This window comes from Limnomicrobium aquaticum, assembly GCF_040545545.1.
Lineage (GTDB): Bacteria > Pseudomonadota > Alphaproteobacteria > Rhizobiales > Rhizobiaceae > Ensifer_A > Ensifer_A aquaticum.
Genome location: NZ_JBEPMB010000001.1, coordinates 420,185 through 443,193, shown reverse-complemented (window position 1 = coordinate 443,193; position 23,009 = coordinate 420,185). Strand labels below are relative to the sequence as shown.

Genomic DNA, 23,009 nt, shown 5'->3' with positions numbered 1-23,009 from the left:
AAAACTACAGATAGGGTGAGGCAAGCCAGAAGATACGGTCGAGAAGACGGATCGGAAACGGCCGGCCGCGCAGCGTCTCCTGCGTCACTTCGCTCGCACCCTCCAACGCCTCGTCGAACCGGGCGTGAAGGTCGCGCACGAATGCGCGGTCATGCACCTCCATGTCGATTTCGAAATTCAGTCTCAGCGAGCGCGAGTCCATGTTGGAGGAGCCGATATAGGCCCATTTGTCATCGACGATCATCAGCTTCGAATGATTGAACACAGCGCCGGCCTTGAAGATGCGAACGCCACTGCGGATCGTCTCGCCGAACTGCGCGGTCATGGCGCGTGCAACAATGCCGAGATTGTTCTTGGCAGGCACGACGACCTCCACCGCCACGCCGCGCAGCGCGGCGGTGGCAATCGCACCCAGCAGAATGCCGTCCGGCAGGAAATACGGAGACATGATGCGAACGGAACGCTCGGCAACCGAAATTGCTCCCATCATGACCTTGTGATTGGTTTCGAGATTGGCGTCGGGCCCGGAAACCACCACGCGCGCCATCATCGACGTATCCTCGACAGGCTCGGTTGTTGCGCGCCAGGCGTCCCCCTCGAGCAATTCGCCAGTATCGAAATGCCAGTCATCAGCCGCGACAGCGAGAAGATCGCCGACAATCGGCCCGGTGACACGGAAATGCGTATCGAGCGCAGCCCCCGGCCCGCTGAAGGCCGCGCGGATATTCATGCCACCCATGAAGCCGATCCTGCCGTCGATCACCGCAATCTTGCGGTGGGTGCGCAGGTTTGCATAGGGAAGACGCAAGCCGGCGATGACCTGCCCGTTGAAGTCGGCAACGGGAATGGCCCGGTCGCGCAGAGTGGGCACGATGCTGGGCACCGAGTAGCGCGCGCCGACCGCATCGATCAGCACCCGCACCTCGACGCCACGCTGGACCGCCGCCGCAAGCCGTTCGGCAATGCGCAGACCGACCCGGTCGCGATCGAAGATATAGGTTTCCAGAATGACGCTGCGTTCGGCTGTGTCTATGGCCGTGCAAAGCGCATCATAGGTCTCGTCGCCGCTCGCCAGCACCGTGACCAGATTGCCGTCACGGAGCGGCCCGGCCACCCGGTCGCCCAGCGTCTTGAGCGCGCCGAAATGCGGACCGAAAGCCGTCTCGTAGTCCTCCTGCGACACCGGCTGCGACACGCGCTCGCCTCGCAGCCTCTCATTGCGCATCGTGCCGCGCGCGATAATTGACTGCCTACGCATCCGGTTGATCCCGGCCACCGCATAGATGACGGCGCCGAGAATGGGCGACAGTAGAATAACGCCCACCCAGCCGACCGCCGATCGTACATCCCGCTTGCTCATCGTCGCATGAATGGCCGCCACACCGCCCATGACGATCGAAAGCACGAGCAGAATATGCGGCCAGTAGGTCGTCAGAAGGGCATACACACGCGAACTCCTCGTGGATGGAGATGTTTGCCCTAGAGAACTCGCTCGACGGAGCCTCTTGTTCGGTCGGCGGTCAAGCTCTTGTACAGCGCATCTGGATCCAAATCCGCGCCATTGGGCCACAGCGGAGCACCGAAGGCGTCAATTTCAACGCGCTCGAAAAATGTCGGATCGCGCAAGGGCTCGAACATCGGGCCGAACAACCGATCCTTGAGCGCTATAACACCGGACAGACCATCGTCGAAAACGACTTCCAACTGATAATCCGGTCTGGCTGTCACCTTTGAGAGTTTTCTCATCAACCTATTCCAGTGGCTCGATCTTGTTCAAAGGCATGTGCTTCACCGCCAACGCCCAATCTGCGAGCAGTTCGTGTCGATGTTCCAAAGCCCACTCGACGACCATAACCTTCGCGCGCCTCGAAAGCGACCCTTCCATAAGCTCAAGCGTTTCTATGGAGAAGATTGCCTGTTCATCACCATAGTAGGCGTGAAAATGCGGCGGATTGTGATCGTCATAATACATGCGGATCACAATTCCAAAGAACTGGCAGATGATTGGCATCGCCCTATCCGCCCAGCAGGCTCGCCGCTGCGGCCCTCGCCTCATCGGTGACAGTCGCGCCTGCGAGCATGCGGGCGATTTCTTCGCGGCGGGCGGCCTCGTCCATGCGGTGGACACGGGTGGCGATCGTGCCGGCGTCACCCGTCGGTCCCTTGGAGATGAGGAGATGCGTGGCGGCGCGCGCGGCAACCTGCGGCGCATGGGTCACGGACAGGACTTGAACCTTCTCCGAAAGGCGCTTCAGCCGCTGGCCGATGGCATCCGCCACGGCCCCGCCCACACCGGTGTCGATTTCATCGAAGACCAGTGTCGGCGCCGAACCGCGGTCGGCAAGCGCCACCTTCAGCGCCAGCAGGAAGCGCGAAAGCTCGCCGCCTGACGCAACCTTCATGATGGGGCCGGGCCGCGTACCGGGATTGGTCTGGACGTGGAATTCGACAAGATCGATCCCCGAAGAAGCCGCATTGGCATCGTCGCTGGCCACATTGGCAAAGAAGCGGGCGCGCTCGAGCTTGAGCGCCGGAAGTTCCGCCATGACCGCTTCGGCCAGCGCCACGGCACCATTGTGCCGCTTGTCGGACAGCGTGCGGGCAAGCGCGAAGTAATGCTGCTTCGCCTCAGCAACGGCCGCCTCCAGCTTGCCGAGCTTTTCTTCGCCAGCATCAAGGTCTGCCAGATCGCCGATCATCCGCACGGCGAGCGCGGGCAAGTCGGACACAGGAACATTATACTTCCGCGACGCAGCGCGTAGAGCAAACAAGCGCTCTTCGACGCGCTCCAGTTCGCGCGGATCGAATTCCGTCTTGCGCAGTGCTGCCTCCACCGCCATCTGCGCATCGGACAACTGATTCAGCGCGCCATCGAGCAGCGCGACAGTGTCTTCAAGAAGACCTGGAACCTCATGGCTCTTGCGCTCCAGCCGTCTCAGCATGGAGGCAATTTCCGGCACGGGCGAGTGATTGCCATTGAGGAATTCGGAAGCCTCGGAAATGTCACCCGCAATGCGCTCGGACTTCTGCATGGCGGTGCGGCGCTCGGCCAGCACATCCTCTTCGCCGTCCTCCGGCGACAACTTTTCCAGCTCTTCAACGGCGGAGCGCAGGAAGTCGGCTTCGCGCGCGGCCGCCTCGACCTTCTGCCGATGCGTTTCGAACGCCTTCTCCGCCTGCTTCCAGCTTCGCCACGCCTGCCCCACCCGCTCGGCCTCTGCGGAAAGACCGGCAAAGGCGTCAAGCAGCAGGCGATGCGCATGCATGTCGACCAAAGCCCGGTCGTCATGCTGACCATGAATTTCGACAAGCAGGGCGCCCGCGTCGCGCATCAGTTGCACGCTGACCGGCTGGTCGTTGACATAGGCCTTGGTACGTCCGTCGGCGGATTGCTGACGGCGGAAAATCAGGTCGCCGTCGTCGTCGATCCCGTTTTCGCGCAGCAGGAGGCGCGTCGGATGCTCCATGCCGACATCGAACGAGGCAGTCACCTGCCCCTTTTCCATGCCGTGACGCACGAGCGAGCCATCGCCGCGTCCGCCCAGCGCAAGCGACAAACTGTCGAGGAGAATGGATTTGCCGGCACCCGTTTCGCCGGTCAAAACAGACAGGCCGGCAGAGAACTCAAGGTCCAGCCGTTCGATCAGAACGATATCGCGGATCGACAACTGGGCAAGCATGGTATCAGCCTTCGCCGAGCACCAGCTTCTTGGCAGCGCGGGAAATCCACGAGCCGGAATTTTCGCGCGGCTCCAGGCCGCCGGACTGCAGCAGCTTGTACGAATCCGCGTACCACTGGCTGTCGGGATAGTTGGCACCGAGGACCGCAGCAGCCGTCTGGGCTTCCGACGTCACGCCCATGGCGTAATAGCACTCCACCAGACGAGCGAGCGCTTCCTGGGTCTGGTTGGTGCTCTGGTAGCTTTCGACCACGTTGCGATAGCGCGAAACGGCGGCGATATATTCCTTGCGCTCCTGATAGTAGCGCCCCACCTGCATTTCCTTGCCGGCCAGCTGGTCCTTCGCCATGCGAACCTTGGCACGCGCATCGTCGGCATATTCGGAGGTCGGATAATTGTCGACGACAGCCTGCATCGCCTTCATCGTTTCGGCGGCATAACGCTGGTCCTGCGTCACGTCCGGGATCTTCTTGTAGAAGGCCAGGCCGACCAGATACTGAACGTAAGCTGCGTCCTTCGATTCCGGATACAGCTTCATGTAGCGGTTGCCGGCCGTGATGGCTTCGTCAAACTGGCCGTTGCGATAGTTGAGGAAGGTGCTCATCACGAGCGCCTTGCGGGCTTCTTCCGAGAAGGGATCCTGCTTGTCGATGGCGGCAAACTTTGCCTTCGCTTCGCCGACATTGCCGGCATTCAGGTTGGCCAACCCCTGAGCATAGAGCTTGTCCGCCGGATCCGTATTCGCCTTGATCTTGGTGATGTCGATATCCGGGTCGCTGTTGCACGCCGTCAGACCGGCCCCGGCCACGGCAAGCGCGACAGAGACGAGAACAAATCGTACTTTCTTGTTCAGCGCGGCGGTATTCGCAAATTCCATCGGAAAAGTCCCATTTGAAGCGGCCATGCTGAATATGTCAGAACCGCCAGTGACGCGTTTCTATCTCCAAACGCATGTCGAGAGCAACGCCATGATCGGCCTTTGCCGCAATTTTGTGGCGTTTCTAACAAAGAACAGCCCAATCGGGCTGTTCATCACGCAAGAATTTTTGAGATGAATGTCGTTTGTTCGAAATCAAGTCTCGTCACTCGACAAGTCTCAAGCCGATGAGACCTGCCCGGCTCAGGCGCTCCAGGGCGCGAATTCCGGCGCGTTAACCGCGATCATCTCGAAAGCGCGAACGCGCTGACGGCTCACGGGCGCTTCCACAACTTCGTAAGCCGACGGATCCTGCAACAGCGCCTTGAGCGCCAGTGCATTCATCTTGTGGCCGCCGCGATAGGAGCGGTAGCAGCCGATGAACTGTGCGCCGGCCAGCGCAAGGTCGCCCACGGCGTCCAGCGTCTTGTGACGGACGAACTCGTCGCCCTTGTAACGCAGGCCTTCCGGGTTCACGACCGTATCGTTGTCCGAAATGACCACCGAGTTTTCGAGCGAGGAGCCGAGCGCCAGACCGGCCGCCCAAAGACGCTCCACATCGCGCATGAAGCCGAACGTGCGGGCGCGGGAGAGCTCGTTCTTGAAGGAGGCTGCCGTCAGTTCGCCCTTCCAGGACTGCTTGCCGATCAGCGGTGTCGGAAAATCGATTTCCACTTCGAATCGCGTGCCGTCATGCGGAACGAACTCGCTCCAGCAATTGCCGGCTTCGATGCGCACGGGCTTGATCACACGAATGTAACGGCGCTTGACGCCCAGCGTCTGCGTCCCGGCCAGTTCCATGGCTTCGATAAACGGAGCGGAACTGCCGTCCATCACCGGAATTTCAGCGCCGGTGACCTGGATGACGACATTATCGACACCCATGGCATAGAGCGCTGCCATCAGATGTTCGATCGTGGCAACGGAGGTTGCGGGCGAAAAGCCGAGCATGGTGCAAAGATCGGTGTTGCCGACCTGCGACGAAACCGCCTTCAGCTCGGTGACATCACCATTCTCATGCATGCGATGGAAAACGATACCCGTACCGGCTTCAGCGGGCAGAAAGGTAACACTCACCTCCGATCCCGAATGAACGCCTACGCCCTCCAGCGTAAAAGAGTTTGCAATGGTTGTTTGCAAGCCCAGAAAATCAACGCCCATCAGAACCTTCCGATCATTACCTGCGGCCTTGGCCACCATTACGCATACTCGCTGACACCCGGAGCTTTCTTGGTCCATGTCTGCGCGGACTCACATAGATGAGCCCCTTGTCATGAAACTAGATAGTCCCCTCGCCCGAAAAGGCCAAATCACTGTTTTTATCGCTTTGTAACGTTTTGAAGCGATGCAGAGATCGAAATGTTTCCAATGTGTTAAAACGAAAACGCCCGGCCGTTTTCAGGCCGGGCGTTTGTAAGTCCCTGTGGACAAACTCAGTTCGACTGACGGCGCAGGAAGGCCGGGATTTCGAGCTGGTCATCCTCATGCGACGAGGCCGGCTTCGGCGCCGTGCGACCGAGGTCGTCGAGCTGACCGCGACGCGGAGCGTAGAGGCTGGCTTCAGCCGAAAGACCACGCCGCTGCTGCTGGGCAGCCTGGGGTGCGGTCATGTCGACGGGCGCTGCCGGCATCTCGTCTTCCTTGCGGCCGAGCGAGTTCGTCAGGCGCTTGAGCAGGCCCATCGGGCCGCGCTCATCACCATGCGAGGGCACATCGCGCGTGCGATGATCCATCTCGGCCTTCACGACCGGCGGGAAGTCTTCGATGCGCGGCATGCGGGCCATGTCGGGCTCGCGACGCTCCGTGACGGGCTGCATCACCGGCTCCGGCGCGATGGCGGCGACCATCGGCTGCGGCGCAACCGGCATCGGAGCGGGCTGCTCGACGCGCGGGGCAATTTCCATCATGGGCTCGGCACGGCGCGGCTCTTCCATGCGGGGAGCGGCGGCAACCGGCTCGACGCGCGGCAGGGGAGCCGGGGCGACGGGTGCTGCAGCGACCGGCTGCGGAACGGGACGCGGAGCAACCGGAGCCGGAGCAATGTCGGCCGGAGGCGCCGTGAAGAGACGGCTCTGCGGGCGGAACGTGTCTTGCTGGGCTGCCGGCTGCTGAACAGCGGCCGGAGCCGGCTGAACGGCGATTTCAAGCTCCCGCTCCATGGCGACTTCCGCCTGACGGATGGTTTCGGCGACCGGGTCAACGGTCTTGGCAGCCGGCTGCTGATAGGCCGGCGAAATGGCGGCAACCGGAGCAGACGTCACGGCTGCCGCCGGACGAGCGATCGGGCGTACCGGGGCGGCCGGGCGGACGTCCTCGGAGGAAACATTGCGGTCGATGCCGGTGGCAACGACCGACACGCGGATGATGCCTTCCAGCGATTCGTCGAAGGTGGCGCCGAGAATGATGTTGGCGTCCTGGTCGACTTCCTCGCGGATGCGGGTCGCAGCTTCGTCAACCTCGAACAGCGTCATGTCGCGACCGCCGGTGATGGAGATCAGCAACCCTTGCGCACCCTTCATCGAGGTTTCGTCGAGCAGCGGGTTGGCGATTGCAGCTTCCGCGGCAGCCATGGCGCGGCCATCGCCCGAAGCTTCGCCCGTACCCATCATCGCACGGCCCATTTCGCGCATGACGGAACGGACGTCGGCGAAATCGAGGTTGATGAGGCCTTCCTTGACCATCAGGTCGGTGATGCAGGCCACGCCCGAATAGAGCACCTGGTCGGCCATCGCAAAAGCATCTGCGAAGGTCGTCTTGTCGTTGGCGATGCGGAACAGGTTCTGGTTCGGGATGACGATCAGCGTGTCGACCGACTTCTGCAGTTCGGCGATACCCTGATCGGCCAGGCGCATGCGGCGCTGGCCTTCGAAGTGGAACGGCTTGGTGACGACGCCGACGGTCAGGATGCCCTTGTTGCGGGCGGCCTGGGCGACGATGGGGGCCGCACCCGTACCCGTGCCGCCGCCCATGCCGGCGGTGACGAAGCACATGTGGGTGCCGTTCAGGTGATCGATGATTTCATCGATGCATTCTTCAGCGGCAGCGCGACCGACTTCCGGCTGCGAACCCGCGCCGAGACCTTCGGTGACCTGCACGCCCATCTGGATGATGCGATCGGCCTTGCTCATGGTGAGCGCCTGCGCGTCGGTGTTCGCGACAACGAACTCCACGCCCTGCAGACCGGAATTGATCATGTTGTTGACTGCGTTACCGCCGCCACCGCCAACACCGAAAACGGTGATGCGTGGCTTCAGCTCCGTGATATCCGGCTTCTGCAACTTGATAGTCATGGTACCCGTTCCTTCCTGGTTCTTGCCGTTTCGCCGTAACGGCAGATTCGTGTTGTTCATGTGTTGACCGCCGTGGCGGTCAGAAACTGTCTTTGAGCCACTGCCCCACACGGGCGATGCGACCGTTGCCGCTGCCGAACCCGCTGAGCAGGCCACTTTGCGTCGCCAGCTGTTCAAGCTCGGCAACCTGCGGATAGATCATCAGACCCACCGCCGTCGAAAATGCAGGACCCTTGGCCGCAGCCGGCAGGCCCGAGACGCCCAGCGGACGTCCGACCCGCACATTGCGGGCCAGGATCTTGCGCGCCGTTTCCGGCAGGCCGATCAGCTGGCTGGCGCCACCCGTCAGCACGACCCGCTTGCCAACGACCGGCGAGAAGCCGGACTTGTGGATGCGGTCGCGGATCAGCTCCAGCGTTTCCTCGATGCGGGCGCGCACGATTCGCGAAACAAGCGCGCGAGGCACATTGACCGGCTGGCTCTCGCTGTCGCCGTCCATGGGCGGAACAGAAATGATCTCGCGCTCGTCCATCGTCGTCGCAATCGCCGACCCATGCACCGTCTTCAACCGCTCCGCGTCCTCGATCCGGGTGGAGAGGCCGCGCGCCAGGTCCGTCGTCACATGATGACCGCCGAGATTGACGGCATCGGTATGAACAAGCCGGCCTTCCGCGAAGACCGAGATCGTCGTCGTGCCACCGCCCATGTCGATGGCCGCACAGCCGAGTTCGGCCTCGTCGTCAACAAGTGCCGCAAGGCCGCTCGCATAGGGGGTCGCGATCATGCCTTCGACAGACAGATGCGCGCGGTTTACGGCCAATTCGAGATTCTTCAGCGCCGAGCGCTCGGCCGTCACGACATGCATGTCGACGCCGAGCAACTCGCCATACATTGAAACCGGGTCCTTGATGCCGCGTTCGCCGTCGAGCGAATAGCCCGTAGGCAGCGCATGCAGCATGGCGCGGTCCTGCTTCATCGACGACTGACTGGCAGCCTGCAGAACGCGGCGAAGATCAGTTTCCTGGACCTCCTGCCCGCCGAGATCGATCGACGCGGTATAAATGTCGCTTCCGAGACGTCCGCACGAGACGTTGACGATCAGGCTTTCGACCGTGAGGCCCGCCATCCGCTCGGCAGCATCGACGGCAAGGCGCACAACGCCCTCAGCGGCTTCCAGATCGGTGATCACGCCGTTCTTCACACCGCGCGACTTGTGATGGCCGATGCCGAGAATTTCGACATTGTGCGTGCGACCCGGAAGCACTTCGCTTTCCGGACGCGGCGTCAGCTTGCCGATCATGCAGACAATCTTCGTCGAACCGATGTCGAGCACCGAAACCACATGCGACCGCTTTGACGAAAGCGGCCGGAGGCGGGGCAGACCGAAGGAGGAACCAAACAGACTCACGCGCCCTTCTCCATCAGCTTCTTGAGCATTTTCGCGCGATCCGCGACCGCCTTGTCGCGGCGCGCAGCCGCACCTTCGGTCAGCTGGATCGTCGTGCGATCAGGCAGGCGCAGGTCAACCGTTTCGATATCACGCTCCAGAACCTGCTGATCCTGTTCCAACGTCGAGAGCGTGTGCATCGCACGGGCGATATTCTCTTCCGGCAGGCGAACGACCACGCCATTGTCCATGCGCAGATCCCAGCGGCGTCCGCCGACGCAGATATAGGCCTTGATACGCGCCTGAACGTCGGGCCAGTTCGAAAGCTGTTCGGCAAAGGCCGCAGCCTCGAGCTGTGCGCCATCACCGACGAAGAGCGGAAGGCTGGCAAACTTGTTGTCACGCAGCGGTGCGATCACCTTGCCATCCTTCTCGATCAGCGAAAGCTCGTCGCCATGCTGCCAGATACCATAGGCGGTGCGCTCGAAAAGCTTGATCTCGACCGTGCTCGGATAGACCTTGCGCACTTCGGCATTCTCGACCCAGGGCAGCGAAATCAGACGTTCGCGCGCACTGGCGGCACTGAGGAAGACAACCGAGGACGAGCCGTCGAGGCCAAGCTGCTGCAGAATGTCGATTTCGGACGTCTGCAGATTGCCGGAGACCTTCACGTTGTCGATGGAGAAACCGATGGCGGACGTCGTGGCTTCCGCAACCGCGCCCGTATGACCACCCAGCACCATGCCATAGAGGCCGGTCGCAGCAAAAAGCGACATGGCGGCGGCAATACCGGCAAAGCGTGGAATTGTGACCCGGCCGTTGGCCAGGGATACAGCCAGGCGAAACGCGCGACGAACCGGACGCGGCAGCACGCCCGCAGCATCCGGATCGGATGCCGCCGCACCGCCAAGACCGTAATACACCCTGCCCCGACGTCTCATCGCAAACACGACGCGTCCTCCACCATCCACGTGAGGAATTCACCAAAGGAATGACCGGCGTGCGCGGCCATTTCAGGCACAAGGGAGGTCGGGGTCATGCCCGGCTGCGTGTTGATCTCGAGCCAGATAAGTTCGCCATCTTCGGAAAAACGGTCGTCATACCTGAAGTCCGATCGGCTCACGCCACGGCAGCCGACCGCCTGATGCGCCTTCAGGGCCAATGTTTGTATTTTTTGGTAAATTTTCGGTGAAATCTGCGCAGGAAGAATGTGTTCCGAGCCACCAACTGCGTATTTCGAATCATAATCGTAGAAGCTATTCGCCTTCGACACGATTTCCGTGACGCCGAGCGCCACATCGCCCATGACGGCGCAGGTCAGCTCGCGGCCGTAGACATAGCGCTCCGCCATGACGCGGTCACCATAGCGCCATTCCGACGAGGTGATAACCTGCGGCGGATGCGACTGATCTTCCTTGACGATGATGACCCCGAACGACGAACCTTCCGCGACCGGCTTCACGACATAAGGCGGCTTGATCGGATGCTCGCTGGTGAAATCGAAGCGGTTCAGCACCTTGGCCTCGGCCACCGGCACGCCGGCAGCCTTGACGAGCGTCTTTGCAACCGCCTTGTCCATGGCAAGCGCCGAGGCCATGACGCCCGAATGCGTGTAGGGAATTTCCAGATATTCGAGAATTCCCTGGATCTTGCCGTCTTCGCCGAAAGGGCCATGCAGCGCATTGAACACGACGTCGGGCTTCAACTCAAGCAGAACGCTCGCGACATCATGCTCGACGTCGATGCGTGTGACCTTGTAGCCCGCAGTCTCAAGCGCGTCAGCGCAGGCGTTCCCCGACGAGAGGCTCACCGGCCGCTCGGAAGAAAACCCGCCCATCAGAACTGCGACATGCTTGACGCCCACGATACACCCCAATCTCTCTACACGATATTTTCCCGCCGCAGGCTTGCACGAGCCTTTTGTGAAACTCGAGCGCAATACCGCGAAAATCGTTAACCAATAGACCCACGAATGGTTAATGAAGCGTTTACTTTCGTTAACCGCGGGGCGTTACCGACAAAAATATTTCGGAAATGGCAAGAAAGGCACGTGGCGCCGAAGCCCCGAGAAATCAGGGGGTTGAGGAAGAGAATGAAGACAGGCCCGGCTCGTGTTCCAGGCTAGAACAAGGCGTCAACCGCCGCTGACGGCCGTGAGTACAAAGACCGTGGCGCCGGGCGCAATTTTCGTCGCCAGTGCGCTCCGCTCGCCGTCGATCATGATCGAAATGTGCTTGCGCACGGATGGCCGCGAATCTCTGAGGCACGCGCCCATTCCCGGCCAGCGCTGATCGAGTTCATCGATCAGCGTACCGACATTGGTGGCGGAGACGGTCAGCCGCCGCTCCGCCTCCGGATAGAGCCTCAGAAGCGCATCTGGCAGGACCACCTCGCAGGATGTGTCAGGTGTTTCACGCATCAATGACCATGGTCTCCACGGAATGAATGACCGGCAGATGCTGCGCGACCACACCCCATGTATCGCCCTCATCGCGGCTGCCGTAAAGCGTGCCCGTGTTGGTGCCGAAATAGATGCCCGCCTGATCGAGGTTATCGGTGGCCATCGCCTGGCGCAGCACGCCGAAGAAGGCATTCTCCTGCGGCAACCCGTTGCGCAGTGCCGACCATGTCGAGCCTGCATCACGGCTGCGCCACACGGCCGTCTTGCCATCCGGCACATAACGGCCCTCGATCGCCCCGTTGAGCGGAATGAAAAAAACCGTGTCCGCATCATGCGGATGGGCCGCTGCCGGGAAGCCGAACTCGGAAGGTAGCCCCTCCTCGATGCTCACCCACTGCTCACCGCCATCGTCGCAGCGATACATGCCCGTGTGATTCTGCTGGTAGAGCCGGTCGGGCCGTCCCGCAGCCATGACGATGCAATGCACGCATTGCCCCGTTTCGGGATATTGCATGCCTTCCGGCATGAAGCCGGCGCGCGTGCCCTTGTTGCGCGCGTCAAACGTCCTGCCGCCATCGGCGGTGTGGAAGACGCCCGCCGTCGAGATCGCCACCCAGAGTTCATTAGGATCATCGGGATGCGGCACGATCGAATGCAGGATAAGACCGCCCGCGCCCGGAACCCATGTTTCACGCGAAGGATGCGCGCGAAGTGACTCAACATGTTCGAAATTTTCGCCGTCGTCACCACTGACGAAAAGCCCTGCCGGCTCGACGCCGACATGAAGCCGGCCATGCGATTTCGCGAGGCTCCAGGCCGATTTTACCGGATCTTCGCCCTCAGCGTAGTTGAAGCCGTTGCCCGAGCGCGTCCACGTTACACCGAGATCGGTGGACTTCCAGACCGAGGGCCCGAACCACTCGTTGCCGCCCGCCGCATAGATCGTGCCTGTCGCGGCATCGCCAACGACATGGTTGATCGGCCAGGCGTCGCAGAATGGGCCCCTCAACGACCAGTCCTGCCGCGCCTCGTCGCTTTCCGCGATAAACGTGCCCTTCTTCGTACCGATCAACAGGATAACGCGCTTTGCCATGAACTCCCCTCCCTTGGATGGAGTTACCATAGCGCAAGTTTTCAATATGTTGAAGTCAACCTTTTATGAAAAGAAAAACGCCGGTGTCTCCGCCGGCGTCCGCTTCTTTTACTCGGTGGTGACGCCGAGAAACGGTTTGATCTCCAGCCCCGGCATGAAATTGCCGAGCCGCTTGATCTCCCATTCCAGCTTGATGCCGGAATGTTCGAACACGCGGGCGCGGACCATTTCGCCAAGATATTCGAGATCGTGGGCGGTGGCCTGCCCCGTATTGATCATGAAGTTGCAATGCAGCGGCGACATCTGCGCGCCCCCATTCAGCACGCCACGGCAGCCGGCCTCGTCGATCAGCACCCAGGCAGAGTGACCCTCCGGGTTCTTGAAGGTCGAGCCGCCGGTTTTCTCGCGCACGGGCTGCACCGTCTCGCGATGATGGCGCACGGCGTCCATTTCCTGGCGGATCTTCGCCTTGTCATCCGCATAGCCTTCGAAGACGCCATGGGTGAAGATCAGGCCTTCCGGAGCCGAGGAATGGCGATAGGCATAGCCCATCTCGGCCTTGGAGAGCACATGGATATTGCCCTTGCGGTCCACCGCATGCGCCTCGATGAGACGCTCGCTCGTGTCGCCGCCATTGGCGCCGGCATTCATGCGCAACGCGCCGCCGATAGAGCCGGGAATGCCATAGTAAAAGGCAAAGCCGCCGATGCCGTTGTCGAGCGCCATGGCGGAGAGGTTCTTGTCCGGGCAGATCGCACCGGCCTTGATGCGGTTCTCGCCCGCGAGTTCGACATCGCCAAAGCCCTTGGCCGAAAGGCGCACCACGACGCCCCTGATGCCGCCATCGCGCACCAGCAGGTTCGATCCGACGCCGACCACGGTCAGCGGCACATCGTCCGGCAGGCCTTTCAGAAAGGTGACGAGATCGTCAACGTCATGCGGCTGAAACATGAGTTCGGCCAGACCGCCGGCATGGAACCAGGTGACGCGGTCCATCGGCGCGTCCGGTGTCATGCGGCCGCGCACGTCCTTCATCGCATCGCCGAAGGACTCCAAGAGTTTCTGACCGTCAACCTGTTTCATGCGCCTTAACCTGCAATCTTCTTCAATTCTTCCGGCAATGCTGCCGCCCAGCTTGTAATATTACCTGCGCCCAACATGACTACGAAATCACCCGGCTTGGCAAGGCCCGCCACCACCGGCGCAATATCTGCCGGACCGGAAACAAGGCGCGCGTCGCGATGGCCGGCGGACTTGATGCGCGAGACAAGCTCTTCCGCAGTCACGCCCTCGATCGGGTCTTCGCCCGCCGCATAGATCGGCGCGATCATGATCGTGTCGGCATCGTTGAAACAGCCGGCGAAGTCTTCGAAGAGGCTTGCCACGCGGCTGTAGCGATGCGGCTGATGAACCGCAATGATACGGCCCTGGCAGGCCTCGCGGGCCGCACGCAGCACTGCCTTGATCTCGACCGGATGATGGCCGTAGTCATCATAGACCGACACACCGTTCCAATCGCCGACAAAAGTGAAGCGTCGCTTGACGCCGCCGAAGGACGAAATGCCCTTGCGGATCGCATCCGGCGAAATGCCGAGGCGCTGCGCCACGGCCACGGCCGCGGTCGCGTTGGAAACGTTATGCCGTCCTGGCATGGGCAGGCGGAGATTATCGATGAGGATCGTCTCTCCTGTGCGACGGCGACGGATTTCGACGTCGAAAACCGAAACTGGCCCTTCCATGCGGATATTCATGAACCGGACATCGGCCTGCGGGTTTGCACCATAGGTGACGACCTTGCGGTCCTCGATGCGGCTGACCAGCGCCTGCACTTCCGGATGGTCGAGGCACATGACGCCGAAGCCATAGAAGGGCACGTTCTCGACGAACTGCTTGAAGGCCGCGCGCACCGCATCGAAATTGCCGTAGTGGTCGAGATGCTCCGGGTCGATATTGGTGACGATCGCCACATCGGCCGGAAGCTTGAGGAAGGTGCCGTCGGACTCATCCGCCTCGACCACCATCCACTCGCCCTCGCCCATGCGGGCATTGGTGCCATAGGCATTGATGATGCCGCCATTGATGACCGTCGGGTCCAGCCCACCGGCTTCGAGAAGCGCCGCGACCATCGAGGTTGTCGTCGTCTTGCCATGCGTGCCGCCGATGGCAATCGCATTGCGGAAGCGCATCAGTTCGGCCAGCATCTCGGCGCGGCGCACGACAGGCAGCAGCTTTTCGCGCGCGGCGATCAGCTCCGGATTGTTCTTCTTGATCGCGGTCGAGACAACGACCACTTCTGCATCGCCGAGGTTCTCGGCCTTGTGCCCGACAAAAACATCGATGCCCTTGGCACGCAGGCGCTGCACATTGGCGCTGTCGGACTGATCCGAACCCTGCACGCGATGCCCGAGATTATGCAGTACCTCGGCAATGCCGCTCATGCCGATGCCGCCGATGCCGATGAAATGGACGAGCCCGATGCTCTGGGGCATTTTCATGTGCGTTGACCCTTGAATTCTGAAACCGTCTTTCCCGCCGCAATAGCCTCCACGAGATCGGCAAGCAAGTTCGCCGCATCCGGTTTGCCTGCAAGTTTGGCGGCATGCGCGGTCTCAAGCAGCCGCTGCGGCTGTTCCATGGCGATCTTCAGGACATCAGCCAGCTTTTCGGCGGAGAGCTTCGATTGCTGCACAACCTTGGCTCCGCCCTTCTCTACCAGAAGCGCTGCATTGGCCGCCTGATCGTGATCAAGCGCAAACGGATAGGGCACGAACAGTGCCGGCCGCCCGATCACCGCGATTTCCGATACGGTAGACGCGCCGGAACGGCAGATGACGAAATGCGCGCCACCAATCCGTTCGGCCATGTCCGTGAAGAAGGGAGCAACTTCCGCGTTGATTCCAAGTTTCTGATAGCAGGCCTTTACGCCCTCGGCATCCTCGGGCCGCGCCTGCTGGGAAATCACCAGACGCTGCTGCAGTTCCGGCGACAACAACGTAACCGCGGTCGGCACTGCGGTCGAGAAGAACTGCGCGCCCTGACTGCCGCCAAAGACAACGAGCTTGAATGGATTGGAACCCGCTGACGGCACATAAGGTTGTGCTGCAGCTTTCAGGACCGCAGGACGGACCGGGTTGCCGGTCGTGACCGTCTTCGACGCATATTCTCCCTCGGTCTCCGGCAGAAAGCCCCCGGCAATCGCCTTGACCTTCGGTGCCAGCATCTTGTTGGCACGACCCATCACGGCATTCTGCTCATGGATCATGGTCGGCAGGCCGAGACGGGACGCAGCGAGAAGCGGCGGAACGGTCGGATACCCGCCAAAGCCGGCGACAGCGACTGGCTTGATGCGACGCATCAGCGCCTTCGCCTGGTTCGTACCCTGCCAGAGCGTGAAGAGCGCCTTGGCAACGGCAATCGGGTTCTTCGAACCGATGGTCGCTGAAGGGACGATATGAATTTCATCGGCCGGGAACTTGCCGGCATAACGCTCGGCACGCGAATCGGTCACCAGATGAACCGAATAGCCGCGCGCCTTGAGGCTATGCGCGAGCGCTTCCGCGGGGAAAAGATGGCCGCCGGTTCCCCCGGCTGCCAGCATGACGATACCTTTGCTCATGAAACCTCACTCGGCGGGATGACCGTGGGCGATGCTGAACAGGCTGCGCTCGCGCGAGCGCGTCTCGGGCCTGTGCCGCGTCAACGCCAGGATGAAACCGGCCGTGATGCAGATCGCGATCATCGACGAACCGCCATAGGAGATGAAGGGCAAGGTCATGCCCTTCGCCGGCAGCAGTTCGAGATTGACCCCGACATTGATGAAGGACTGGATGCCGAACTGCAGCACCAGACCGGAAATGGCGAACCGGTTGAACGGATCCTTCTCGCGATAGGCAATCGACAGACCGCGCATCACGATGAAGGCAAAGAGCGCAACCAGCGCCATGCAGAAGATAATGCCGAATTCTTCCGCCGCCACGGAGAAGACGAAGTCGGTATGGGCGTCGGGGATGATCTTCTTCATTTGCCCCTCGCCCGGCCCCTGGCCGAACCAGCCGCCGCGAAAGATCGCCTGACGCGCTGTGTCCACCTGGAACGTATCGCCCTCGCCCGTCAGGAACTTGTCGATACGGGCCGCCACGTGCGGCAGCAGTATGTAGGCCGAGGTCAGGCCACCGACGGCAAAGACCGCCATCAGCGTGATCCACAGCCACGGCATGCCGGCCATAAAGAACATACCACCCCACACCGAAGTCGTCAGAATCGTCTGACCAAGGTCCGGCTCGGCCACGAGCAGCGCAACCACAATGCCGTAAAGCAGGATTGCGAAGAGATTTCCCGGAATTTCCGGCTGCTTCTGATGCTCGGCAAAGAGCCATGCACAGACAACGATAAAGGCCGGCTTCATGAATTCCGACGCCTGAATGCCGAGCGGTCCCAGCGAAATCCAGCGCCGCGACCCCTTCACCTCAACACCGATAAAGAGAACCAGCACCATCAGCGTCAGCGAAACGATCAGCATGATCACCGCCGTGCGCCGCACGGTCTTCGGTGTCATGAAAGACACCCCGATCATCACCATAAGGGCCGGCAACAGAAATTCGGCATGCTTGGTCACGAAGTGGAATTCGCTCGCTCCGATGCGTTCGGCCACCGCCGGCGATGCGGCAAAGGACAGCATGAAGCCGATGCCCATCAGCAGCACGAAAACGAAAAGGAAATAACGGTCTATGGTCCAGAACCAGTCTGCAACCCGACCTCTATCCGCGCGGCTTACCATTCGACCGATCTCCTGCCGTGTTCAAACCAGCATCGTGACGCCATCAAGGTCCGATACGATCGCAACGAACGAATCACCACGGACCTCGAAATTCTTGTACTGATCGAAGCTTGCGCAAGCCGGGGACAGCATGACGGCCACGGGGCCAGTCTTGTCTTCCGCCGCATCCTTTGCCGCATGGGCAACCGCGAAATCGAGGGTTCCGGAAATCTCGTAAGGCACGGCCTCGCCGAGCGTCGCGGCAAACTGCGGCGCGGCCTCGCCGATCAGATAGGCCTTGGCGATTTTCGAGAAGAGCGGCTGCAGCGCCGTGATCCCGCCCTCCTTCGGCAGGCCGCCGGCAATCCAGTAAATCCGGTCATAGCTTGAGAGCGCCGGCGCCGCAGCCTCCGCATTCGTCGCCTTGGAATCGTTGACGAAGGTCACATGGTCACGCTTGCCAACCGGCTGCATGCGATGCTTGAGGCCGGGGAAGGAACGGATGCCGGCGCGGATGTCGTCAAGGCTGACGCCAACAGCAAGGCATGCACCGATCGCCGCCGCCGCATTCTGCGCATTGTGCCCGCCGCGCAGCGTCTCGACACCCTTGAGGTCCAGAAGTTCGGTCACTTGGCCAGCCTCAGCCTTCAGGATGCGGCTGCCATCGGCATAGATCCCGTCCGTCAGCGCCAGCCGGCGCGAAATGCGCGTAACCGATACGCCGGCGCGTTCGATGCGGTCGGCGATCTGGCTGCAATAGCTGTCATCGACGCCGACAATGGCGTTTTTGCTCCCCGCGACCAGCCGTTCCTTGACGTCGGCATAGTGCTGCATCGTGCCGTGACGATCGAGATGGTCGGGCGTCAGGTTGAGCAGAATGCCGGCGGACGGATTGATCGATGGTGCCAGATCGATCTGGTAGGACGAGCATTCCACCACGTAGAAGCGGTTCGCCGCCGGCGGATCGAGCGTCAGCACGGCGGTGCCGATATTGCCGCCGAGCTGCGTATCGCGGCCGGAAGATTTCAGGATATGCGCGATCAGCGCTGTCGTCGTGGATTTACCGTTGGTGCCGGTGATCGCAATGAAGGGGCAATCGGCAGCGAGCTTCATCCGCTCACGCACGAAAAGCTCGACATCACCGATGATCTCGACGCCGGCGGCATGCGCCAGATCGACCGTCCAGTGTGGCTTCGGATGCGTCAGCGGCACGCCGGGCGACAGCACGAAGCAATCCATCCCCTTCCAGTCGATGCCATGCAGATCTGCGGTCGCGATGCCCGCCGCCTTTGCCTTCTCGACGCTCGCGGGATTATCATCCCAGGCGGTCACGTCCGCCCCACCAGCCATCAGCGCCTGCGCGGTCGCAAGCCCCGAACCGCCTAGCCCGAAAAGGGCGACCTTGCGGCCACCGAGTGACGTTACCGGCATCATGGGCAATTACCTGAGCTTGAGCGTGGCAAGGCCGACCATGGCAAGCCCGACGGCGATGATCCAGAATCGGATCACGACCTGACTTTCCGTCCAGCCGAGCTTTTCGAAATGGTGGTGGATGGGCGCCATGAGGAAGACGCGTTTTCCCGTCCGCTTGAACCAGAAGACCTGGATGATGACCGACAGCGTCTCCATGACGAAGAGCCCGCCGATGATCGCCATGACGATCTCGTGCTTGGTGGCGACAGCCACCGTGCCGATCATGCCGCCGAGCGCCAGCGACCCCGTGTCGCCCATGAAGATGGCGGCCGGCGGCGCGTTGAACCAGAGGAAGCCGAGCCCCGCCCCGATCACCGCGCCCATGATGACGGCGAGTTCACCCGTGCCGGGTACGAAATTGATCTGCAGATAGTTCGCGAACACCGCGTTGCCGGCGAGATAGGCAATCACGCCGAACGAGGCGGAAGCAATCATCACCGGCACGATGGCGAGCCCGTCGAGGCCGTCCGTCAGGTTCACGGCGTTGCCAGCGCCGACGATGACGAAGCCGCCGAAGAGCACGAAGAACATGCCGAGATTGACGAAGAAGTCCTTGAAGAACGGGAACGCGATCGACGTCCCGATGATCGAGCCGTTCGGCGCGGACGCCATCGAGCTGCGCATCATGAAATAAACGGCAAGGCCAGCAATCACGAATTCAATGCCCAGGCGCGCTTTGCCTGAGAAGCCTTTGTCCGACTGCTTGGTCACCTTGAGATAGTCATCGTAGAAGCCGATGGCACCGAAGCCGAGCGTCACGAGCAGCGTCGAGACCACGTAGACGTTGGAGAGGTCTGCCCAGAGCAGCGACGAAACCACGATGCCTGCTAGGATCATCAACCCGCCCATGGTGGGCGTGCCGGCCTTCTTGAAATGCGTCTGCGGCCCATCGGCGCGGATCGGCTGGCCCTTGCCCTGGCGGATGCGCAGCGAGGCAATGATGCGCGGCCCGAACAGGAAGACGATGAAAGCGGAGGTGAAGAGGGCTGCGCCGGCTCTGAAGGTAATGTAGCGGAACAGATTGAAAAACTGGATATGATGCGACAGTTCCACAAGCCAGATCAGCATAGCGGCTCTTTCTAATCTAAGTTGTCAGATTCCAGTGGCTTGTGCCGGCTGGAATGCATTGAGAAGGGCCGCCGTGATCTTGCCGAATCCTGTTCCCAGCGACGATTTGACGACCAGCACATCGCCGTCGGATACATGAGAAACCGCATAGTCTGCAAGCTCTTCGGCAGTCTGACGGTAAGCAACATCCGCAGACCCAGCCATGGCTTCCGCAAGCAGACGCATGTCGCGCCCTGCGAGCCACAGATGCCTGATACCGGCCTGACGCAGTGGTTGTGCCAGATTGCCATGAATGGACGGCGAGTTCTCGCCCATTTCCAGCATGTCACCCAGAACCGCAATCTGCCGCCCCTCGCCCGTGGCCGGCGTGACAGCGAGCAAGCCGATGGCCGCACGCATGGAAGCGGGATTGGCGTTGTAGCTTTCGTCGATCAGCGTGAACGTGCCCTTGCCTTCGCCAAGCGACAGGATATGCCGCTGCCCTCTGCCCTTTTCCGGCATGAAGGACGCAAGCGCTTCGGCCGCGCGGTCGAGATCGGCGCCGGCAAGCGATACGGCGCCCAGCACCGCAAGCGCATTTTCCGCGATGTGCCGCCCGGGAGCCCCGATCGTCACTTCGATAGTGCGGCCACCGATCACGGCCCAGAGGTTGGAGCTTGTGGCATGGCCGTTGAATTCCGCAAGACGGAAATCGGCACGGGCATTGTTGCCGAAGGAATGGATATGCGGAACGCGGTTTTCGATCGCGACTTTTTCAAGGATCGGAAAATACTCGATATCGCGATTGAGGATCGCATGACCGTCGGCCTCGATGCCTTCGAGGATTTCAGACTTCGCATAGGCAATCTCTTCGACAGAGCGGAAATTGCCGAGATGTGCACCGGCCACCGTGGTAATGATGGCGATGTCCGGCCGCACCATCGAAACCAGCGCACGGATTTCGCCCGGATGGTTCATGCCGATTTCGAAGACGCCGTAATCGACATCCTTCGGCATGCGGGCGAGCGTCAGCGGCACCCCCCAATGGTTGTTGAACGAAGCAACGGAGGCGTGAACGGTGCCGGACGATTCCAGCGCCTTGCGCAGCATCTCCTTCGTCGTCGTCTTGCCGACCGAGCCGGTGACCGCAATGACCTTGGCAGCCGAGCGCACCCGCGCCGCACGCCCGAGGCGCTCCAACCCGGCCAGCACATCATCCACCACGATCATCGGCGTCGTCACGCGACCGAGAGCCGGCAACTTTGCCTCGCTGACAACCAGCAGCGCCGCACCATTGGCGGCGGCGACGGAAGCATAATCATGCCCGTCAACCCGGTCGCCCTTGATGGCGAAGAAAGCCTCACCCTTACCGATCGAACGGCTGTCGATGGAAATGCCGGTCACCCCTTGCGGCAGCGAGCCGAAGGGTCTCCCATGCATCGCGCTGACGAGTTCGTCCGACGTCCAGAGCGTGTTCAAGCCTGAAGCCCTCCCAAAGCCTTGTCGATCTCGGCCTGATCCGAGAAAGGCAGCACCTTGTCTCCGACGATCTGGCCTTCTTCGTGACCCTTGCCGGCAACGATCAGCGTGTCCCCGGATTTCAGCATGCCGCAGGCCGTGCGGATCGCTTCGGCCCGATCTGCGATTTCAAGTGCCTTCGGCGCGGCAGCGAGAATCTCCGAGCGGATCACGGCAGGCACTTCCGAACGCGGATTGTCGTCGGTCACGATGACGACATCGGCGAGCCGCGAAGCGATCTCGCCCATCAGCGGCCGCTTGCCCTTGTCGCGATCCCCACCGCAGCCGAAGACCACGATGACGCGGCCGGTCGTGAAGGGACGAACGGAGGTCAGAACATTTTCCAGCGCATCCGGCTTGTGCGCGTAGTCCACATAGGCGAGCGCTCCGTCGACCGTGTGGCCAACCAGCTCAAGGCGGCCCGAAGCGCCAACAAGCTTGCCGAGTGCTGCCATGACGGCCGCCGGGCTGACGCCCGTGGACATGGCAAGGCCCGCGGCGACCAGCGCATTCGCCACCTGGAAATCGCCGGCGAGCGGAATATCCACTTCGTAGATGTCAGCGCCGCAATGGATTTCGGCCATCTGCTTGTGGCGGAAATGCTCGACCCGTTTCAGCGTCAGGAACGTCCCCTTGCGGCCCACTGTCAACACTTCGCAGCCAGCCCGGCCGGCCGCCTCGATGGCGTGAAGCGAATAGGCATCGTCGGCAAAAATCACCGCCGGAGCGCCGTGGGGCAGAAGGCTGAACAACCGCATCTTGGAGGCAAGGTAATGCTCGACCGTCGGATGATAATCCATATGGTCGCGGCCGAGATTAGTGAAGGCGGCAGCCGCAAGCTGCACGCCGTCAAGCCGATGCTGGTCGAGACCATGGCTTGAGGCCTCCATCGCCGCATGCGTGACGCCCTCCCGCGACAGCTCGGCAAGAAGCTTGTGCAAAGAGACCGGATCGGGCGTCGTCAGCGTTCCATAATCGGCGCGGCCGGGCGCAATCACGCCCGTCGTGCCGATCATGGCGGCGGCAAAGCCGGCATGCGCCCAGATCTGGCGTGTGAAGGAGGCGACCGATGTCTTGCCGGCCGTTCCCGTGACGGCAGTCATGACCGCCGGCTGCGCTCCGAAGAAACGCGCGGCAGCCAATGAGAGGAAACGACGAGGTTCCTCCACTTTCAGGACTGGAACGGAGGCGTCTACGGAGGCGTTGGCAGAGATGACGATGGCGCTTGCGCCCTTCGTCACCGCCTCGCCCGCAAAGGTCGAGCCATCCGCCTTTGAGCCCGACACCGCCACGAAAAGCGCGCCATGAGCAACCTGACGGCTATCGGCCGTGATGGACGTGATCTGAACGTCTCCGGCAGAGCTCGCAAGCAATGCATCGATTTCCGGAAAGTCTGAACCTGCGAGGTCACGAAGCTTCATCGATGATATTCGCCTTTCACGCCCGCT

The 23,009-nt window shown here is 61.5% G+C and carries 20 protein-coding genes; all 20 read right to left on the bottom strand.

The window, feature by feature from the left end:
- Positions 1–4: 4 nt before the first annotated feature.
- The 20 genes from cls to ABID16_RS02095 all read right to left on the bottom strand — a co-directional run bounded on the left by cls (position 5) and on the right by ABID16_RS02095 (position 22,982).
- Positions 5–1,447, bottom strand: coding sequence for a cardiolipin synthase (gene cls / locus ABID16_RS02190; protein WP_354554716.1), 1,443 nt, complete (start codon positions 1,445–1,447; stop codon positions 5–7).
- A 32-nt stretch (positions 1,448–1,479) separates the two neighbouring features.
- Positions 1,480–1,746, bottom strand: a complete 267-nt coding sequence (locus ABID16_RS02185; protein WP_354554715.1) for a DUF2442 domain-containing protein — start codon at positions 1,744–1,746, stop codon at positions 1,480–1,482.
- Between the two features lie 4 nt (positions 1,747–1,750).
- Positions 1,751–2,011, bottom strand: coding sequence for a DUF4160 domain-containing protein (locus ABID16_RS02180; RefSeq protein WP_354554714.1), 261 nt, complete (start codon positions 2,009–2,011; stop codon positions 1,751–1,753).
- A gap of 4 nt (positions 2,012–2,015) precedes the next feature.
- A complete protein-coding gene (gene recN / locus ABID16_RS02175; protein ID WP_354554713.1) occupies positions 2,016–3,680 on the bottom strand; it encodes a DNA repair protein RecN in 1,665 nt (554 codons plus the stop codon).
- A gap of 4 nt (positions 3,681–3,684) precedes the next feature.
- Entirely contained in the window at positions 3,685–4,557 is an 873-nt protein-coding gene (locus ABID16_RS02170; RefSeq protein ID WP_354554712.1) for an outer membrane protein assembly factor BamD, read from the bottom strand.
- 243 nt (positions 4,558–4,800) lie between these two features.
- The gene (lpxC, locus tag ABID16_RS02165) at positions 4,801–5,757 is read right to left on the bottom strand and encodes a UDP-3-O-acyl-N-acetylglucosamine deacetylase (protein WP_354554711.1); all 957 of its coding nucleotides are present in this window, start codon (positions 5,755–5,757) and stop codon (positions 4,801–4,803) included.
- Positions 5,758–6,029: 272 nt separating this feature from the next.
- Entirely contained in the window at positions 6,030–7,886 is a 1,857-nt protein-coding gene (gene ftsZ / locus ABID16_RS02160) for a cell division protein FtsZ (protein WP_354554710.1), read from the bottom strand.
- 79 nt (positions 7,887–7,965) lie between these two features.
- Positions 7,966–9,294, bottom strand: a complete 1,329-nt coding sequence (gene ftsA, locus ABID16_RS02155) for a cell division protein FtsA (RefSeq protein WP_354554709.1) — start codon at positions 9,292–9,294, stop codon at positions 7,966–7,968.
- Entirely contained in the window at positions 9,291–10,214 is a 924-nt protein-coding gene (locus ABID16_RS02150; RefSeq protein ID WP_354555875.1) for a cell division protein FtsQ/DivIB, read from the bottom strand. The genes ftsA and ABID16_RS02150 overlap by 4 nt, the downstream gene beginning before the upstream one ends.
- Entirely contained in the window at positions 10,211–11,137 is a 927-nt protein-coding gene (locus ABID16_RS02145) for a D-alanine--D-alanine ligase (RefSeq protein WP_354554708.1), read from the bottom strand. Before ABID16_RS02145 ends, ABID16_RS02150 begins: the two co-directional genes overlap by 4 nt.
- Positions 11,138–11,407: 270 nt before the next feature.
- A complete protein-coding gene (locus tag ABID16_RS02140) occupies positions 11,408–11,692 on the bottom strand; it encodes a MoaD/ThiS family protein (protein WP_354554707.1) in 285 nt (94 codons plus the stop codon).
- Positions 11,685–12,767, bottom strand: a complete 1,083-nt coding sequence (locus ABID16_RS02135; protein WP_354554706.1) for a WD40/YVTN/BNR-like repeat-containing protein — start codon at positions 12,765–12,767, stop codon at positions 11,685–11,687. Before ABID16_RS02135 ends, ABID16_RS02140 begins: the two co-directional genes overlap by 8 nt.
- Before the next feature lie 108 nt (positions 12,768–12,875).
- Positions 12,876–13,850, bottom strand: coding sequence for a UDP-N-acetylmuramate dehydrogenase (murB, locus tag ABID16_RS02130; RefSeq protein WP_354554705.1), 975 nt, complete (start codon positions 13,848–13,850; stop codon positions 12,876–12,878).
- A gap of 5 nt (positions 13,851–13,855) precedes the next feature.
- Positions 13,856–15,262 carry a UDP-N-acetylmuramate--L-alanine ligase gene (gene murC, locus ABID16_RS02125; protein WP_354554704.1) on the bottom strand — a complete coding sequence of 469 codons (1,407 nt, stop codon included), beginning with the start codon at positions 15,260–15,262 and terminating at the stop codon, positions 13,856–13,858.
- Complete coding sequence (murG, locus tag ABID16_RS02120) at positions 15,259–16,383, bottom strand: undecaprenyldiphospho-muramoylpentapeptide beta-N-acetylglucosaminyltransferase (RefSeq protein WP_354554703.1); 1,125 nt, start codon at positions 16,381–16,383, stop codon at positions 15,259–15,261. The genes murC and murG overlap by 4 nt, the downstream gene beginning before the upstream one ends.
- A gap of 6 nt (positions 16,384–16,389) precedes the next feature.
- Entirely contained in the window at positions 16,390–17,544 is a 1,155-nt protein-coding gene (gene ftsW / locus ABID16_RS02115) for a putative lipid II flippase FtsW (RefSeq protein ID WP_354554702.1), read from the bottom strand.
- A 21-nt stretch (positions 17,545–17,565) separates the two neighbouring features.
- Positions 17,566–18,957 (bottom strand): UDP-N-acetylmuramoyl-L-alanine--D-glutamate ligase, encoded by a 1,392-nt coding sequence (gene murD, locus ABID16_RS02110; protein WP_354554701.1) that lies wholly within the window; start codon positions 18,955–18,957, stop codon positions 17,566–17,568.
- 6 nt (positions 18,958–18,963) lie between these two features.
- Positions 18,964–20,064 (bottom strand): phospho-N-acetylmuramoyl-pentapeptide-transferase, encoded by a 1,101-nt coding sequence (gene mraY, locus ABID16_RS02105; protein WP_354554700.1) that lies wholly within the window; start codon positions 20,062–20,064, stop codon positions 18,964–18,966.
- A gap of 24 nt (positions 20,065–20,088) precedes the next feature.
- Complete coding sequence (locus ABID16_RS02100) at positions 20,089–21,522, bottom strand: UDP-N-acetylmuramoylalanyl-D-glutamyl-2,6-diaminopimelate--D-alanyl-D-alanine ligase (RefSeq protein WP_354554699.1); 1,434 nt, start codon at positions 21,520–21,522, stop codon at positions 20,089–20,091.
- Positions 21,519–22,982 carry a UDP-N-acetylmuramoyl-L-alanyl-D-glutamate--2,6-diaminopimelate ligase gene (locus ABID16_RS02095; RefSeq protein WP_354554698.1) on the bottom strand — a complete coding sequence of 488 codons (1,464 nt, stop codon included), beginning with the start codon at positions 22,980–22,982 and terminating at the stop codon, positions 21,519–21,521. Before ABID16_RS02095 ends, ABID16_RS02100 begins: the two co-directional genes overlap by 4 nt.
- Positions 22,983–23,009: the final 27 nt, after the last annotated feature.

Coding starts and splice junctions, on each gene's coding strand:
- ABID16_RS02185 (WP_354554715.1), bottom strand. CDS start 1,746: ATGAGAAAACTCTCAAAGGTGACAGCCAGACCGGATTATCAGTTGGAA.
- ABID16_RS02180 (WP_354554714.1), bottom strand. CDS start 2,011: ATGCCAATCATCTGCCAGTTCTTTGGAATTGTGATCCGCATGTATTAT.
- recN (WP_354554713.1), bottom strand. CDS start 3,680: ATGCTTGCCCAGTTGTCGATCCGCGATATCGTTCTGATCGAACGGCTG.
- ABID16_RS02170 (WP_354554712.1), bottom strand. CDS start 4,557: ATGGAATTTGCGAATACCGCCGCGCTGAACAAGAAAGTACGATTTGTT.
- lpxC (WP_354554711.1), bottom strand. CDS start 5,757: ATGGGCGTTGATTTTCTGGGCTTGCAAACAACCATTGCAAACTCTTTT.
- ftsZ (WP_354554710.1), bottom strand. CDS start 7,886: ATGACTATCAAGTTGCAGAAGCCGGATATCACGGAGCTGAAGCCACGC.
- ABID16_RS02150 (WP_354555875.1), bottom strand. CDS start 10,214: ATGAGACGTCGGGGCAGGGTGTATTACGGTCTTGGCGGTGCGGCGGCA.
- ABID16_RS02140 (WP_354554707.1), bottom strand. CDS start 11,692: ATGCGTGAAACACCTGACACATCCTGCGAGGTGGTCCTGCCAGATGCG.
- ABID16_RS02135 (WP_354554706.1), bottom strand. CDS start 12,767: ATGGCAAAGCGCGTTATCCTGTTGATCGGTACGAAGAAGGGCACGTTT.
- murB (WP_354554705.1), bottom strand. CDS start 13,850: ATGAAACAGGTTGACGGTCAGAAACTCTTGGAGTCCTTCGGCGATGCG.
- murC (WP_354554704.1), bottom strand. CDS start 15,262: ATGAAAATGCCCCAGAGCATCGGGCTCGTCCATTTCATCGGCATCGGC.
- murG (WP_354554703.1), bottom strand. CDS start 16,383: ATGAGCAAAGGTATCGTCATGCTGGCAGCCGGGGGAACCGGCGGCCAT.
- ftsW (WP_354554702.1), bottom strand. CDS start 17,544: ATGGTAAGCCGCGCGGATAGAGGTCGGGTTGCAGACTGGTTCTGGACC.
- murD (WP_354554701.1), bottom strand. CDS start 18,957: ATGATGCCGGTAACGTCACTCGGTGGCCGCAAGGTCGCCCTTTTCGGG.
- mraY (WP_354554700.1), bottom strand. CDS start 20,064: ATGCTGATCTGGCTTGTGGAACTGTCGCATCATATCCAGTTTTTCAAT.
- ABID16_RS02095 (WP_354554698.1), bottom strand. CDS start 22,982: ATGAAGCTTCGTGACCTCGCAGGTTCAGACTTTCCGGAAATCGATGCA.